Origin of the sequence: Rhodobium orientis (genome assembly GCF_003258835.1) — a bacterium.
In the GTDB taxonomy this organism is placed as follows: domain Bacteria; phylum Pseudomonadota; class Alphaproteobacteria; order Rhizobiales; family Rhodobiaceae; genus Rhodobium; species Rhodobium orientis.
This window is the reverse complement of the sequence record NZ_NPEV01000011.1, coordinates 58,476-72,204: the sequence shown is the minus strand read 5'-3', so window position 1 is coordinate 72,204 and position 13,729 is coordinate 58,476. Positions and strand designations below refer to the sequence as shown.

Sequence of the window (13,729 nt, the reverse complement as noted above, 5' to 3'; positions counted from 1 at the left end):
CGGTCAGACCTTCTCGACTTCGGGTTTGCCGAGCAGCCCGGAGGGCATGAAGATGAGCACGATCGCAAGGATCGAGAACGCCGCCACGTCCTTGTATTCAACCGTGAAATAACCGGACCAGAAGGTCTCGATGAGGCCGATGAGGAGGCCGCCGAGCATGGCACCGGGCAGCGAACCGATGCCGCCGAGGACGGCCGCGGTGAACGCCTTCACGCCGGCGACGAAGCCGATATAGAAGTCGATGACGCCGTAATAGAGCAGGAACATCAGGCCGGCGACGGCGGCGAGCGCGGCGCCGACCACGAAGGTCAACGAGATCGTGCGGTCGACATTGACGCCGAGGAGAGCCGCCATCTTGCGGTCCTGCTCGCAGGCGCGCTGGGAGCGGCCGAGCGAGGTCTTGGCGATCAGCAGCGAGAACAACGTCATCAGGATCACGGTGGTGACGATGATGAGGATCTGGATGTTGGAGAGCTGGACCGCGAACAGCCCGTTCTCGGTCATCGTCTCGGTGATCGTGTAGCCGCCGGTGATGATCGGCTGCAGCGGCTTGACGCGGGCACCCTGGGCAATCTGCACGTAGTTCTGCAGCGCGATCGACATGCCGATGGCGGTGATCAGCGGGGCAAGGCGGAACGAGCCGCGCAAGGGCCGGTAGGCGAGCCGCTCGACGGTCCAGCCATAGACCGCGGCAAAGAGCATCGAGATCACCAGCACCAGCATCAGGGCGAGGATGATCAGACCGATCCCGGTGGAAGCGACGAAGCCGAGGGCGGTGATGGCGATCAGGGCGATGAACGCGCCGACCATGAAAATGTCGCCATGGGCGAAATTGATCATGCCGATGATGCCGTACACCATCGTGTAGCCGATGGCGATCAGGCCATAGATCGAGCCGAGAGTCAGCCCGTTGATGAGCTGCTGCAGAAAATACTCCATATCCCCTCTCGCCCTTTGCGGGCTTTTTTGGATTGCTCTGAACGCGTTTTTTGGTGCGTTTATTTCAAAGGCTTAGCGTCGATAGAACTGGTGAATGGCGCGTTTGTCAATGCATACTGACACGCCACGCCTGCAATTTGTGCAGTGCAGCGTGCGTTGGCCTAGCGAGGTGTCGCGCTAAATCTCCCGGCGAGCGGGCATCGCGGTACGGCCTCCCACGGACCGCGGCTTTTGCGACACCTGCCCGCGCCGTGCAGACGACCGCCCGACGATGTGTTAGGGGTGGCGCGGTTGGCCGGGATGCGGCGGCGCATGGGTGCCGTGCGGGCTCAGAAAACGACGGTGGCTGGTGCGATGACGAATGTGGACGATTTGTCCCGGATGGTGACGGGTGCGGAGTTTCGCGAGGCGATGAGCCGGATCGCGAGCGCCGTCCATGTGGTGACCACGGACGGGCCGGCGGGCCGATTCGGGATCACCGTGTCGGCAATGGCCTCCATCAGCGACGCGCCGCCGACGCTGCTCGCCTGCCTCAACCGCAAGAGCCCGATCAACGAGGCGGTGACGAAGAACGGCGTCTTCTGCGTCAACGCGCTGTCCGGCGAGGCCGCCGCGATCGCCGATACCTTTGCCGGGCGCGGGGAGGCCGAAACCATGGAGGCGCGGTTTGCCATTGGCGACTGGCTGACGTTGCAGACCGGGGCGCCGGTGCTTGCCGATGCGCTTGCCGCCTTCGACTGCCGCGTCGTCGACGTTGCCGAGGCCTCGACCCACAGCGTCTTCTTCGGCGAGGTCGTCGGCCTGATGATCGCGCCGCCGAACAGCGCGCTGGTCTATGCCAACCGGTCCTACCGCAGCGTCTGACCTTCCGGCATCGGTCGCCGGGGCATCCCGGATCTTGGCGATTTGTTACCGATGACCGGACCGACGCCGGCGAGCATGGCTCTGCCGTAATCTGTTGTTATGGATTCGGGGATAGGCCCGACCGGCAACGAACGGTTTTCAGAGCACGCCATGGTGACCTTCAATACCCAACACGGCCGCGTCGCCGTCGACGACTGGGGCTATCGCCTGCAGGGCCACAACGGCGGTGAGCTCGGCGCCGGCGGCCTCGCCAAGGCGCCGCACGACCTCATCATCATGGACTTCTCGCGCAACGGCCTCGACGGCGGCCAGTACAGCACGGCGCAGATCGACCGCATCCAGGACGGACCGGGCGGGCCGGCGGTTGCCGCGGCCTACATTTCCATCGGTGAGGCGAGCGGGTTCCGGTCCTATTGGGACGATAGCTGGACCAGGGTCGGCGGCAGCAAGCCGAAGGCCTCCTATCCGCTGTCATCGAGCGCGCCGGACTGGCTCGGGCCGGTCAATCCCGACTGGCCGGAATCGCGCAAGGTGCGCTACTGGGACGACGACTGGCAGGACATCCTGTTCAACGACGCCAAGACCGGCTGGCTCGACAAGATCGTCGCGCAGGGCTTCGATGCGGCCTATCTCGACATCGTCGACGCCTATTACTACTGGGCCGAGGAGGCCCCGGCCTGGGCCAAGCGGGCGGGCGATCCGAACAGCGGCGAAATCGCCGCCAAGCGCATGGTGCAGCTCATCGTCGACCTCGTGGAGCATGCCCGCCAGACCAACCCGGATTTCTTCGTCATCCAGCAGAACGGCGAGTTCCTGATCAACGATCTCGGGCCGGGCTACAAGGCGCTGAAGGCAAAGTACTACGACGCCGTCGGCGCGATTGCGGTGGAAGACACCTATTTCACCGGCGAGCGGGACGAGAACAACGGCTACGACCCGGACCGGGAGAAGATCGAGGTCCTGAAGTCGGACTACCTGAAGAAGGGCCTGCCGGTCTTTGCCGTCGACTACGTCAACCAGAACGACAAGGTCGAGGCGTTCTTCGACGAGGCGACCGGCGACGGCTTCATTCCCTATGCGGCCTTCTCGCGCGAGCTCGACGTGATGTCGAAGCCGTTCGGCTCCACCCACAAGGCGACCATCGGCTCGGACTTCCTGCGCGACGGCGATGATGGCGGCACCATAAAGGCCTTCGCCGGCGACGACACCGTCTTCGGGGCAGGTGGCAACGACAGCCTGAAGGGCCAAAAGGGTGACGACCTGCTGGCCGGCGGCAAGGGTGACGACCAGCTCTTCGGCGGCGAGGGTCACGACAAGCTCGTCGGCGGCTCCGGTGACGACAAGCTCCTTGGCCATGCCGGCAAGGACCGGCTTTTCGGCGATGGCGGTGATGACCGGCTCTACGGGAACAAGCACGACGACCGGCTGGACGGCGGCAGCGGCGCGGACACGCTCTCCGGCGGCACCGGCAGCGACACGCTGACCGGCGGCAAGGACCAGGACCTGGTGATCGGCGGCAGCGGCGACGACCTCCTGTTCGGCGGCCGCCACGACGACACGGTCACGGGCGGGCCCGGCGCCGACACGCTGGTGGGCGGACCGGGCGACGATCTTCTCGTCGGCGGGCGCGGGCAGGACGATTTCCGCATCGCCCCGCGCCAGGGCGACGACCGGATCGAGGATTTCCGTGCCGGCACCGACGATCTCGACCTCAGGGCCTTCGACTACGGCTCGGTCGCCGAGGCCAAGTCCCATTTCCGCACGGTGAACGGCAATGCGGTGTTCTCCGACGGCGGCACCACGGTCGTCATCGAGGACATAAGGGCAAGCCAGATCGACGCCGACGATCTCTTGGTGTGAGGCCGGGCGGCACGATCGGGGGAATGGCCGTGGAGACACCAGATCGGGTGCGATTTGCGCGCTTTTCGTTCCGCCCCCTCAGGCGTCATTACCGGGCTTGACCCGGTAATCCATAGGGCCTTTCATTTCAAACAGTTAGGCTGAAATGTGCCGCACGTCATCATGGACCACCGGGTCACGCCCGGTGGTGACGCGGAGTGGGTCGAAACGGCTGAGTAGGAGCCACCAACGGAAGCGTAGCGGGACGGTTCGGGAGGCGGGCAAAACTGCTTGTCGTTACGCGCCTGACTACCCTGCCGCTTTCCGATCGGCCCTTGAGAGCCACGCCCTCGGCTCCGTCTCCTCGCGGCCGGCGCGGCCGGAGAGCGCGGCGCAGAGGTCGGCGATGGCGCCGAGCGAATGGACGGCGCGGAATTCGTCGACATGGGGCAGCATCGCCCGGACGCCGCGGGCGCGTGGCTCGAAGCCCTCAAAGCGCAGCAGCGGATTGAGCCAGACGAGGCGGCGGCAGGAGCGGTGCAGCCGGTCCATCTCGCGCGCCAGGTCCTCGTCGGAATCGCGCTCCAGCCCATCCGTTATCAGAAGGACGATGGGGCCGCCGGAGAGCACCCGGCGCGACCACAGCCGGTTGAAGTCGTGGAGTGCTGTGGCGATGCGGGTGCCGCCGGACCAGTCCTCCACCTGGTCGGTGCAGGCATCGAGCGCCTGGTCCGGGTCCTTCATGCGCAATTGCCGCGTGACGTTCGAAAGCCTGGTGCCGAAGAGGAAGGTGTGGACGCGGCGCCGGTGCTCCGTCAGGGCGTGCAGGAAATGCAGGAAGATGCGGCTGTACTGGCTCATGGAGCCGGAGATGTCGCAGATAGCGACGATCGGCGGCGGCTGCTCGTCCGGATCGCGGCGGCGCAGCGCGATGATGTCGCCGCCGGCCCGCATGCTGGACCTCAGCGACCGGCGCGGATCGATGCGGCGACCGCGCGAGGTCGGCACCAGCCGGCGGGTGCGGACCCGGTCGAGCGGCAGGACGAGGTCGGCGAGCGCCCGCTTGGCGTCGGCGATCTCGTCGGCCGACATCTGCGCGAAATCCTTTTTCTGCAGCACCTCGCGGCCGGAGACGGTCAGCGTCGCGTCGATCTCAATTTCCGGCTTTTTCACTTCTGTCGGGTTTTGCAGCCCCTCGAACAGGGCCTTGGCGACGCGGGCCGCACCGGCCTTGGCCTTTTCCCGCGAGGGCTGGGGCGGGGCGGTCGGCGAGAAGAGGGCGATCAGCTTTTCGATCAGGCCGCGCGAGCGCCAGAACATGCGGAACGCCTCGTCATAGACGGGACGGTGCTCGCGCTTCTTCACGAAGATGGAATGGAGCGTCCAGTAGAAGTCCTCGCGGCTCTGGATGCCGGCGACCTCCACGGCGCGGATGGCATCGACCACGGCGGCCGGGCCGACCGGCAGGCCGGCATTGCGCAGCACGCGGGCGAAATAGACGATGTTGTCGGCGAGCCGGCCGCTCGGGTCCGCCTCGGCCGGAGGCGTCTTGCTGCCTGTCGTGTCGGTCCCGGCCGTCATGCGCCGGCCGCCACCTCGCGGCGCAGATCGTCGATCATCTGTCGGGTCCGGCTGCCTTTGATGCGGTCGATGTCGTCCTGGTATTTCAACAGCACGCCGAGGGTGTCGGAGACGGTTTCCGGGTCGAGGGCGAGCTGGTCCAACTCGGTCAGCGCCGTCGCCCAGTCCAGCGTTTCGGCGACGCCCGGCTGCTTGAACAGGTCCTCCTCGGCGCGCAGCATCTGCACGAAGGCGACGATCTCGCGCGACAGCCGGTCGTCGACGCCGGGCACCTTGGTGGTGACGATTTCCAGCTCGCGTTCGGCCGTCGGATAGTCGACCCAGTGGTAGAGGCAGCGCCGCTTCAGGGCGTCGTGGATCTCGCGGGTGCGGTTGGTGGTGATGACGACGATGGGCGGCTGGGAGGCATGGATGGTGCCGATTTCCGGGATCGTCACCTGGTGGTCGGAGAGCACCTCCAAAAGGAACGCCTCGAACGCTTCGTCGGCGCGGTCCAGTTCGTCGATGAGGAAGATCGGTGCGCCGCCGAGATCGGGTTCCAGGGCCTGCAGGACCGGCCGCTTGATCAGGAAGCGTTCGGAAAAGACGTCCTTGCCGAGCATTTCGCGGTCGGTCTCTCCCGCCGCTTCGGCGATGCGGATCTCGACCATCTGGGCGGCGTAGTTCCACTCGTAGACGGCGGTGGAGACGTCGAGGCCCTCATAGCATTGCAGGCGGATCAGCGAGCGGCCGAGCGTCGCCGACAGCACCTTGGCAATCTCGGTCTTGCCGACGCCGGCCTCGCCTTCCAGGAACAGCGGCCGGTTCATCTTCAAGGAGAGATAGAGCACGGTCGCCAGCGAGCGGTCGGCGATATAGCCGGCCGAGCGCAAGAGCGTCTCGGTCTCGTCGATGGATGCGGGAAGGGTGGGCGATCCGGCAGGGGCGGGCGCTTCGACCGTCATGCGTTCTCCTCTCCGTCAGGTTCTTTTCTTATCGCGCGCACTATAGGCGATTTGGCCGCATTGTCGCCGGTCGATTGCGGCGAAAATGCCGGTGCCGGCGGCGGGGCCTTTGCCCGCGGCCCCAAGGTTTGCCAAACTCCGGCGCAAATGCAACGCACCGATGAAGGATGCTCCCATGCCGACGATCGACACGGACGACGGAACGACGCTCTACTACGAATGGGCCGGCAAGGAGGACGGGCCGGTGCTGGTGCTCTCCAACTCGCTCGGCGCCAGCCTCGGCATGTGGGACGACCAGGTCGCGGCCTTCGGCGAAAGGTTCCACCTCCTGCGCTACGACGACCGCGGTCACGGCAAGTCGGCGGCGCCGGAGGGCCCCTATTCGCTCGATCGCCTCGGCAAGGACGTGGTCGCCCTCCTCGATGCGCTCGGTCTCGATAAGGTGTCGTGGTGCGGGCTTTCCAAGGGCGGCATGCTCGGCATGTGGCTCGGCTCAAAGCATCCGGAGCGGATCGACAAGCTGGTGCTGGCCGACACTGCGGCATACATGCCGCCGCCGGAGCTCTGGAACGAACGGGCCGCCACCGCGCGCGACAAGGGCCTTCAGGCGATGGCGCCGGCGATCCTGGAGCGCTGGTTCACGGCCGCGTTCCGCGAAGCCTCGCCGGAGGCCGTCGAAAAGGTCCGCGAGATGATCGTGGCCACGCCCGGCGAGGGCTACGCGGCGACCTGCGAGGCGCTGCGCGACATGGACCAGAGGACCGCGATCCGCAGCATCGAAGCGCCGACCCTCGTCGTCGTCGGGGCGGACGACCCCGCAACGCCGCCGGATCAGGCGCGCGCCATCCACCAGGCGATCCCCGGCGCGCGCCTCGCCATCCTCGACAATGCGGCGCATCTGTCCAACATCGAGCAGGCGAACATCTTCAACGAGGTGGTGCTCGGGTTCCTCGGCGGGTAGCGAGGTCCGGAAGCACCGCCATTCCCCCGCGGCCACGGCGCGGCGGCGAGACATTTCGCCGGTTGTGGAATCGCCGACGCCCGGCGAATGATGGCCAAAACGGGGGAGGAACGATGGCACATAAAAAGGTATGGGCTGCCGCGCTGGCGGCGCTTCTGGGCGGCATGCCTGCCGCCTGCGACGAGCCTCCGTCGCCCGAGGAGCGCGGCCTTGCCATCGCCAGGGAGCACTGCGCGTCCTGCCATGCCATCGCCGCCGACGACGAGAATGCCCTGCCGGAGGCGCCGGCGTTCCGCGACCTCGGCGCGCGCTACGATGTGGGCCTGCTGGAGGAGGCGCTCGCCGAGGGCATCATCACCGGCCATCCCGACATGCCGGAGGTCGAGCTCGACCCCGAGGACATCGATGCCTTCATCGCCTATCTGCGGTCGATCCAGGCGCCGCGCTGAGGCGCTTTTGCCGACAAACCGTTTGACCCTGCTCGATCCCTGCGGCAAGGGTGCGGGCCTGTGTCACCCGAACTTGCCTTTCGCAGACCCATGAGCCGACTTGAAGCCTTCATTGACCGCATGGTCGCGCAGAAACGCCTCCTGGAGCACACGGCGCGCCTGATCGCCGACGTTCCGGGACCGGTGCTGGAACTCGGCCTCGGCAACGGACGATCGTTCGACCATTTGCGCGAGATCCTGCCGGGGCGAGAGATCTTCGCCTTCGACCGGTCGATCACGGCGCATCCGAGCTGCGTGCCCGATGGCGAGCACATGATCGTCGGGGAAATCCGCGAGACGCTGAAATTCTGCGGGCCGCGGGTGAGGCGGCCGGCGGCGCTCGTCAATATCGATCTCGGCACCGCCGACGAGACGGCCGAACTGGCGATCGTCCACTGGCTGTCGCCGCTGATCGCGGAGCGGGTGGCGCCGGGCGGATATGTCCTCTCCGACCTTGCCCTCGACCTGCCGGCCTTCGACGTCGTCGCCAAGCCGGAGGGCACCGAGGCCTGCCAGCACCAGCTCTTTCAAAAGAGGGGGATGCCATGAGCCGCAAGATCGTTTTCGAGTTTCCCGGCGTGACGCTGACGGCGACGCTGCGCGACACGCCGATGGCCGACGCCGTCTGGGCGATGCTGCCGGAGGATGCGCCGGTGCTGACCTGGGGCGATGAGGTCTATTTCTCCATGCCGACCGACGCCGACCTGGAGCCGGACGCCAAGGAGGTGGTCGAGGCCGGCGAGATCGCGTTCTGGCCGGAGGGCCGGATCATCGCCATCGGCTTCGGGCCGACGCCGCTGTCGCTTGAGGACGAAATCCGGCTGGCCGCGCCGGTCAACGTCTTTGCCGATGCCGACGGCGACGTGCGCGACCTTGCCACCGTCGTTGCCGGCGACCGCGTCGTCGTGCGCCGGGCCGACTGACGCGGTGATGGCCGGACCCAGCGCATGAGCCGCCTCGACAGCTTCATCCGGCGGATGTCGGCGCAGCGCGACCTGCTCGACCATGCCGCCGGACTGGTCGACGGCGTCGCCGGGCCGGTGATCGAACTGGGGCTCGGGTCCGGCCGGACCTACGATCACCTGAAGGCGCGGCTGCCGGGGCGGGAGGTCTTCGTCTTCGACACGCTGTTTTCCACCGTCGCCATCGACCAGTTGCCGGACCGCGAGCACATGGTGCTCGGCGATATCCGCGACACGCTGCCGTTCTGCCTGCCGCGGATCAAGCTTCCTGCCGCGCTCCTGCACAACGATATCGGCGCCGGCGACGACACGGTGAATGCGGCGACCGAGGCCTGGCTGGCGCCGATTGTGCCGGGCCTGATGGCGCCGGGCGGCCTCGTCGTCACCAGCTTCACCATGGACCTGCCGGGCTATGAATTGCTCGACGTTCCGGCGTCGATCCCGGCCGGGCGCTACTATCTCTACCGGGCACCCGTCTGACCGCGCGCCTTGACCTTCCAGTGATTGGAACGATCTAGTTGGGTATCGGCCGCCGCGATATGGATCGGATGTGGCGGCGAGACCCGGAGAGACTGCCATGAATATCGGCCAGGCGGCACGCCGGTCGGCGCTGCCGGCAAAGACCATCCGCTACTATGAGGAGATCGGCCTTGTCGCGCCCGGGCGGCGGGACAACGGTTATCGCGACTACGACGCCAGCGATGTGCACAAGCTGCAGTTCCTGAAGCGCGCGCGCGGGCTCGGCTTTTCCATCGACGACTGCCGGCACCTGTTGTCGCTCTATGAGGACAAGCACCGGGCGAGCGCCGACGTCAAGGCCCTGGCGCGGGCGCGGATCGAGGACATCGACGCGCGCATGGCGGAACTCCAAAGCCTTCGCACGACGCTGGCAAAGCTGGTGGAGTGCTGTCACGGGGATGACCGGCCGGACTGTCCGATCCTCGACGACCTGGCCGGCCACGCCGATCATGCGGACGGCTGAAGACGCGGCGGGGGGCGATCACGCCCCTTTTTGCTCACGCTCCTTGCGCGACGCGGAGGAACTCCAGGTCCCGGTTGACGGCCTGCTCCATCATCATGCGGCGCATGATCTGCGGCGCGGTCACCGGCTTTGAGAACAGGAAGCCCTGCAGCTCGTTGCAGCCGGCGGCCTGCAGGAACCGGCAATGGGCCTCGGTCTCCACGCCCTCGGCGACGATGGTCGTGTTGAGGGTGTTGCCGAGGCCGATGATGGTGTGGACGATGGCGGCGGCTTCCGGAGAGGTTTCCAGGTTGCGCAGGAACGAGCGGTCGATCTTCAGCTTGTCGAAGCGGAACTCTTCCAGATAGCTGAGGCTCGAATAGCCGGTGCCGAAATCGTCGAGGGCGATCTTGATGCCGACGGAGCGGAGCTGGTCGAAGACCCGGCGTGCCGCATCGGCGTATTCCAGCATGATGCCTTCCGTCACCTCGATCACCAGGCGTTTGGGATCGAAGCCGGTGCGGGCGGTGATGTCGATGACCTGGTCGACGAAGTCCGGCTGGCTCAGGTGCATCGGCGAGATGTTGACGGCGACCGACAGGTCGTTCCAGTGGCGGGCCTCGCGGCAGGAGGTCTCCAGCACCCAGCGGCCGATCTCGTCGATCATGCCGAATTCCTCGGCGATCGGAATGAACAGGGCAGGGGTGATCTCGCCGCGGGTCGGATGGCGCCAGCGCAGGAGCGACTCGACGCTGACCATGGACAGCTCGTCGGCGCTGACGAGCGGCTGGTAGCAGACATAAAGCTCGCCGTTGGTCAGCGCTTCGCGCAAATCGTGGACGAGGCGCTGGCGCTCGTGCACGTGGTCCTCGATGGCGGCGAAATATTGGACGATGCGGTTGTCGTGCTTCTTCTTGGCGGCGTGCAGCGCCATGTCGGCGCGGCGCAGGATCTCTTCCGCCGACGTGCCGTGATCGGGCGCGACGGCAAAGCCGATACTACCAATGGCGACCAGCCGGTTGCCATCGATGGCAAAGGGCTCGCGCACCGCCTCCATGATCTTCTCGCAGATCGTCATCATGTCGTCGGTGTCGCCGATGCCCATCACCAGGATGGCGAACTCGTCGCCGCCGGCGCGGGACAGGAAGGCCTGCGGCCCGATGGCCGTGCGCAGGCGCCTCGAAATGCCGACAATGAGCTGGTCGCCTGCCTTGTGGCCGTAGATGTCGTTGATCTCGGTGAAGCCGTCCAGATCGAGCCGGACGCAGCCGATCTGGAGATTGCCCGGGATCGCCACCTTCAGCGTGTCGGCGAGCTGCAGCGCCAGGTAGCTGCGGTTCGGCAGCCCGGTGAGCTGGTCGTGCATGGCGTCGTGGCGGGCCTTGGCCTCGCTGGCCTCGACCTCGCGGGCGGCCCGGCGCGCGGTGTTGAGGATGAAGATCGTCAGCGCGACGAGGGTCAGGATCGCCAGTATGACGAGCGGGCTCGCCTTGGCGGCGAGCACGGTGCCGGGCAATTCGGAGAACCAGTGCAGGACGCCGAGGTGCCGGCCGCTGTTGTCGATCAGCGGGATCTCGCCGGGACCTTCGTGGAAGCGGGCCTTGATCTGCGGCGGCGTCTCCTCGTTGACCGAATGGATGTGGAGCGAATTGACCACGGCGCCGGAGCCGATCTGGTCGAGCACGGGCCGGGACAGGAACTTGACGCTGATGACCATCGAGGTCGGGCGCAGATCGAGGATCTTCGGCGTGATCGTCGGCGTCACCGCCATGACGCTGGCGACCCCGACCCGGCCGTCGATGAGGACCAGGTCGACGGCGTGGAGCTTGTTGACGAGCTTGCTCGGGCCGACACCGCGCAACGGTGCGCCGTCGTCATGGGTGGCGATGCTCTGGATCAGGAAATTGCGGTTGGTCTTCTGGACCTCGGTGACCAGATGGGCGAGCTCGCCGCGGTAGCGCTCGTATTCCGTTTCCGGCAGCTTGCGGCCGTCCGCCATCAGGTAGAGGGGCCGCTGGTGGGCGGAGACGACGGCAATGACGTCATGGCCGTGGATGCGGTAGAGCTGCTGGCCGATGTTGCGGTGGGTCCAGAGCTGGTCGAAGTCGAGGACGATCTTCTTGTAGGCCTCGTCGCCGGAAAAGACGCTCTGCTGTTCCTGGGGGAGCCGTTCGATGAGGGCGTTGAGGGCGTTGCTGACGGCGACGGTGTCGCGCTGGATCGTCGCCTGGTCCGACTGGCGTGCCCAGAACGCGATCGCAACGACCGCAACGATGACGACGCTTGCGACCAGCAAGGATATCGGAAGGACGATCCGGGCACTGATGAGACGCGTTGCGCGCTTCTTCACTGCAGGGCCGGATCCATCCAGGGTTGCACTCGTCACACTCTTTGCCCCTTGGTCCCGCGACACCCGCGGCGGGATCGGGATGGAATTGGTTTCGAATTACAAAATCCTTTTAACTGACAAGGGTTAACACAACATGCTTAGAGAACCCCCAAGAAACAGGGGGGCAAAAACATCCGGTGTATACAATGGTATGAGAGCGGATGCGGTAGCCGGTTCAGATCAGTTGCAGGCCGCGAAAGCTCGTATGGCCGTTGCGCGCGACGATGATGTGATCGTGGACGGCGATGCCGAGCGACTTGGCGATCTCGACGATCTGCTTGGTCATCTGGATGTCGGCACGCGACGGGGTCGGATCGCCCGAGGGGTGGTTGTGGACGAGGATGATGGCGGTCGCGGAGACCTCCAGCGCCCGTTTGACGATCTCGCGCGGATAGACCGGCGTGTGGTCGACCGTGCCGCTCTGCTGCAGTTCGTCGGCGATCAGCGCGTTCTTCTTGTCGAGGAACAGGATGCGGAACTCCTCGCGTTCGGAAAACGCCATGGTTCCGCGGCAGTATTCGATGACTTCCGACCAGGAGGTGAGGAGCTGCTTGTTGCGGACCTGGCCGCGCAGGATGCGCTCCGACGCGGCCTGGACGACCTTGAGGTCGGTGATCGTAGCCTCGCCGATGCCCTCGACCTCGGCAAGGCGTGCGGCCGGCGCCGTCAGCACTTCGGCGAAGGAGCCGAAGCGGGCGATCAGGGCCTTGGCGATCGGCTTGGTGTCGCGGCGGGGGATGGTGCGAAACAGCACCAGTTCCAGCATCTCGTAGTCGGCGAGGGCTTCCGGCCCGGAGTCGCGGAAACGCTGCTTCAGGCGCTGGCGGTGGCCATGGAAATGCGGCCTGGCGCTTGCTTCTGAAAAGCCGTCGCCATCCTTTGCCATGGGCGAGCCCCTTTTGCGGGCCTAGTCCGCGGTGTAGGGCGGGCGGTCGAGGCCGGCCGGCGACAGGGTGAAGATCTCGCAGCCGGTCTCCGTCACCCCGACGGTGTGCTCGAACTGGGCCGACAGCGAGCGGTCGCGGGTCACCGCGGTCCAGCCGTCGGCCAGCACCTTCACATGGGCACGGCCGAGATTGACCATCGGCTCGATGGTGAAGATCATGCCGGGCTTCAGTTCCAGCCCGTCGCCGCGATTGCCGTAGTGCAGCACGTTCGGCGCGTCGTGGAACAGTTGCCCGACGCCGTGGCCGCAGAAGTCACGCACCACCGAGCAGCGCTGGGCCTCGACGAAATCCTGGATAGCCGCGCCGATGTCGCCGAGGCGGGCGCCGGGCCGGACCTCGGCGATGCCGAGCATCATGGATTCGTAGGTGATGTCGATCAGCCGTTCGGCGGCGCGCTTGATGGTGCCGACCGGGTACATGCGGCTGGAATCGCCGTGCCAGCCGTCGACGATGAAGGTGACGTCGATGTTGACGATGTCGCCCTCCTTCAGCGGCTTGTCGTTGGGGATGCCGTGGCAGACGACGTGGTTGATGGAGGTGCAGGAGGCCTTGTTGTAGCCGCGGTAATTCAGCGTCGCGGGCAGGGCGCCGCGCTCCACGCCGAACGCGAAGATGAAGTCGTCGAGGGTCTTGGTCGTCACCCCCGGCTCGACCATGGCGGCAAGGGCGTCGAGGCATTCGGCGGCGATGCGGCCGGCTCGGCGCATGCCCTCAAAGCCGTCGTCGCTGTAAAGGCGTATCTGACCGGTGTTTTTAAGCGGAGCCGTCGCCGCCTCGATATAGCTGACCATCTGTCCAGAATTCCGTCGTCTGATGCCGCGCCGCCGGGCTCGATGGGCCACCGGCCGGGCGCA

Annotated in this window: 14 protein-coding genes; 8 read left to right on the top strand and 6 right to left on the bottom strand. The window is 66.3% G+C overall.

Annotation, left to right across the window (positions count from 1 at the left end; all coding sequences use genetic code 11):
- Positions 1 to 3: 3 nt before the first annotated feature.
- Positions 4 to 939: an ABC transporter permease subunit gene (locus tag CH339_RS07585; protein WP_111433736.1), complete on the bottom strand. Its 936-nt coding sequence runs from the start codon at positions 937 to 939 to the stop codon at positions 4 to 6.
- 354 nt (positions 940 to 1,293) lie between these two features.
- Between CH339_RS07585 and CH339_RS07580 the strand changes: the two genes are divergently transcribed.
- Both CH339_RS07580 and CH339_RS07575 read left to right on the top strand, forming a co-directional pair.
- Positions 1,294 to 1,803: a flavin reductase gene (locus tag CH339_RS07580; protein WP_111433735.1), complete on the top strand. Its 510-nt coding sequence runs from the start codon at positions 1,294 to 1,296 to the stop codon at positions 1,801 to 1,803.
- A gap of 150 nt (positions 1,804 to 1,953) precedes the next feature.
- Complete coding sequence (locus tag CH339_RS07575) at positions 1,954 to 3,663, top strand: MJ1477/TM1410 family putative glycoside hydrolase (RefSeq protein ID WP_170138440.1); 1,710 nt, start codon at positions 1,954 to 1,956, stop codon at positions 3,661 to 3,663.
- Between the two features lie 288 nt (positions 3,664 to 3,951).
- Here CH339_RS07575 and CH339_RS07570 read toward each other — a convergent pair whose 3' ends face one another.
- Entirely contained in the window at positions 3,952 to 5,223 is a 1,272-nt protein-coding gene (locus tag CH339_RS07570; protein ID WP_111433733.1) for a vWA domain-containing protein, read from the bottom strand.
- Positions 5,220 to 6,167, bottom strand: coding sequence for an AAA family ATPase (locus CH339_RS07565; protein WP_111433732.1), 948 nt, complete (start codon positions 6,165 to 6,167; stop codon positions 5,220 to 5,222). Before CH339_RS07565 ends, CH339_RS07570 begins: the two co-directional genes overlap by 4 nt.
- A 175-nt stretch (positions 6,168 to 6,342) precedes the next feature.
- On the opposite strand from CH339_RS07565, the gene pcaD reads away from it, so the two are divergent.
- The 6 genes from pcaD to cueR all read left to right on the top strand — a co-directional run bounded on the left by pcaD (position 6,343) and on the right by cueR (position 9,560).
- Positions 6,343 to 7,128, top strand: a complete 786-nt coding sequence (pcaD, locus tag CH339_RS07560) for a 3-oxoadipate enol-lactonase (protein WP_111433782.1) — start codon at positions 6,343 to 6,345, stop codon at positions 7,126 to 7,128.
- A 113-nt stretch (positions 7,129 to 7,241) separates the two neighbouring features.
- Positions 7,242 to 7,577, top strand: a complete 336-nt coding sequence (locus tag CH339_RS07555) for a c-type cytochrome (protein WP_111433731.1) — start codon at positions 7,242 to 7,244, stop codon at positions 7,575 to 7,577.
- A gap of 90 nt (positions 7,578 to 7,667) precedes the next feature.
- A complete protein-coding gene (locus CH339_RS07550) occupies positions 7,668 to 8,165 on the top strand; it encodes a class I SAM-dependent methyltransferase (protein ID WP_111433730.1) in 498 nt (165 codons plus the stop codon).
- Positions 8,162 to 8,539 (top strand): cyclophilin-like fold protein, encoded by a 378-nt coding sequence (locus CH339_RS07545; protein WP_111433729.1) that lies wholly within the window; start codon positions 8,162 to 8,164, stop codon positions 8,537 to 8,539. Before CH339_RS07550 ends, CH339_RS07545 begins: the two co-directional genes overlap by 4 nt.
- A 24-nt stretch (positions 8,540 to 8,563) precedes the next feature.
- Positions 8,564 to 9,058, top strand: a complete 495-nt coding sequence (locus CH339_RS07540; RefSeq protein WP_111433728.1) for a class I SAM-dependent methyltransferase — start codon at positions 8,564 to 8,566, stop codon at positions 9,056 to 9,058.
- 97 nt (positions 9,059 to 9,155) lie between these two features.
- Complete coding sequence (cueR, locus tag CH339_RS07535; RefSeq protein ID WP_111433727.1) at positions 9,156 to 9,560, top strand: Cu(I)-responsive transcriptional regulator; 405 nt, start codon at positions 9,156 to 9,158, stop codon at positions 9,558 to 9,560.
- Between the two features lie 34 nt (positions 9,561 to 9,594).
- On the opposite strand, the gene CH339_RS07530 is transcribed toward cueR, so the two are convergent.
- The 3 genes from CH339_RS07530 to map form a co-directional block, all read right to left on the bottom strand.
- Complete coding sequence (locus tag CH339_RS07530) at positions 9,595 to 11,889, bottom strand: bifunctional diguanylate cyclase/phosphodiesterase (RefSeq protein ID WP_146610132.1); 2,295 nt, start codon at positions 11,887 to 11,889, stop codon at positions 9,595 to 9,597.
- A 214-nt stretch (positions 11,890 to 12,103) separates the two neighbouring features.
- Entirely contained in the window at positions 12,104 to 12,814 is a 711-nt protein-coding gene (gene radC / locus CH339_RS07525) for a RadC family protein (protein ID WP_111433725.1), read from the bottom strand.
- Positions 12,815 to 12,835: 21 nt separating this feature from the next.
- Positions 12,836 to 13,666: a type I methionyl aminopeptidase gene (gene map, locus CH339_RS07520; RefSeq protein ID WP_111433724.1), complete on the bottom strand. Its 831-nt coding sequence runs from the start codon at positions 13,664 to 13,666 to the stop codon at positions 12,836 to 12,838.
- Between the last annotated feature and the right edge of the window lie 63 nt (positions 13,667 to 13,729).

What these genes read in the sequence shown, in the direction of transcription:
- CH339_RS07585 (WP_111433736.1), bottom strand. Translation starts at nt 939, where the DNA reads ATGGAGTATTTTCTGCAGCAGCTCATCAACGGGCTGACTCTCGGCTCG.
- CH339_RS07580 (WP_111433735.1), top strand. Translation starts at nt 1,294, where the DNA reads ATGACGAATGTGGACGATTTGTCCCGGATGGTGACGGGTGCGGAGTTT.
- CH339_RS07575 (WP_170138440.1), top strand. Translation starts at nt 1,954, where the DNA reads ATGGTGACCTTCAATACCCAACACGGCCGCGTCGCCGTCGACGACTGG.
- CH339_RS07570 (WP_111433733.1), bottom strand. Translation starts at nt 5,223, where the DNA reads ATGACGGCCGGGACCGACACGACAGGCAGCAAGACGCCTCCGGCCGAG.
- CH339_RS07565 (WP_111433732.1), bottom strand. Translation starts at nt 6,167, where the DNA reads ATGACGGTCGAAGCGCCCGCCCCTGCCGGATCGCCCACCCTTCCCGCA.
- pcaD (WP_111433782.1), top strand. Translation starts at nt 6,343, where the DNA reads ATGCCGACGATCGACACGGACGACGGAACGACGCTCTACTACGAATGG.
- CH339_RS07555 (WP_111433731.1), top strand. Translation starts at nt 7,242, where the DNA reads ATGGCACATAAAAAGGTATGGGCTGCCGCGCTGGCGGCGCTTCTGGGC.
- CH339_RS07550 (WP_111433730.1), top strand. Translation starts at nt 7,668, where the DNA reads ATGAGCCGACTTGAAGCCTTCATTGACCGCATGGTCGCGCAGAAACGC.
- CH339_RS07545 (WP_111433729.1), top strand. Translation starts at nt 8,162, where the DNA reads ATGAGCCGCAAGATCGTTTTCGAGTTTCCCGGCGTGACGCTGACGGCG.
- CH339_RS07540 (WP_111433728.1), top strand. Translation starts at nt 8,564, where the DNA reads ATGAGCCGCCTCGACAGCTTCATCCGGCGGATGTCGGCGCAGCGCGAC.
- cueR (WP_111433727.1), top strand. Translation starts at nt 9,156, where the DNA reads ATGAATATCGGCCAGGCGGCACGCCGGTCGGCGCTGCCGGCAAAGACC.
- radC (WP_111433725.1), bottom strand. Translation starts at nt 12,814, where the DNA reads ATGGCAAAGGATGGCGACGGCTTTTCAGAAGCAAGCGCCAGGCCGCAT.
- map (WP_111433724.1), bottom strand. Translation starts at nt 13,666, where the DNA reads ATGGTCAGCTATATCGAGGCGGCGACGGCTCCGCTTAAAAACACCGGT.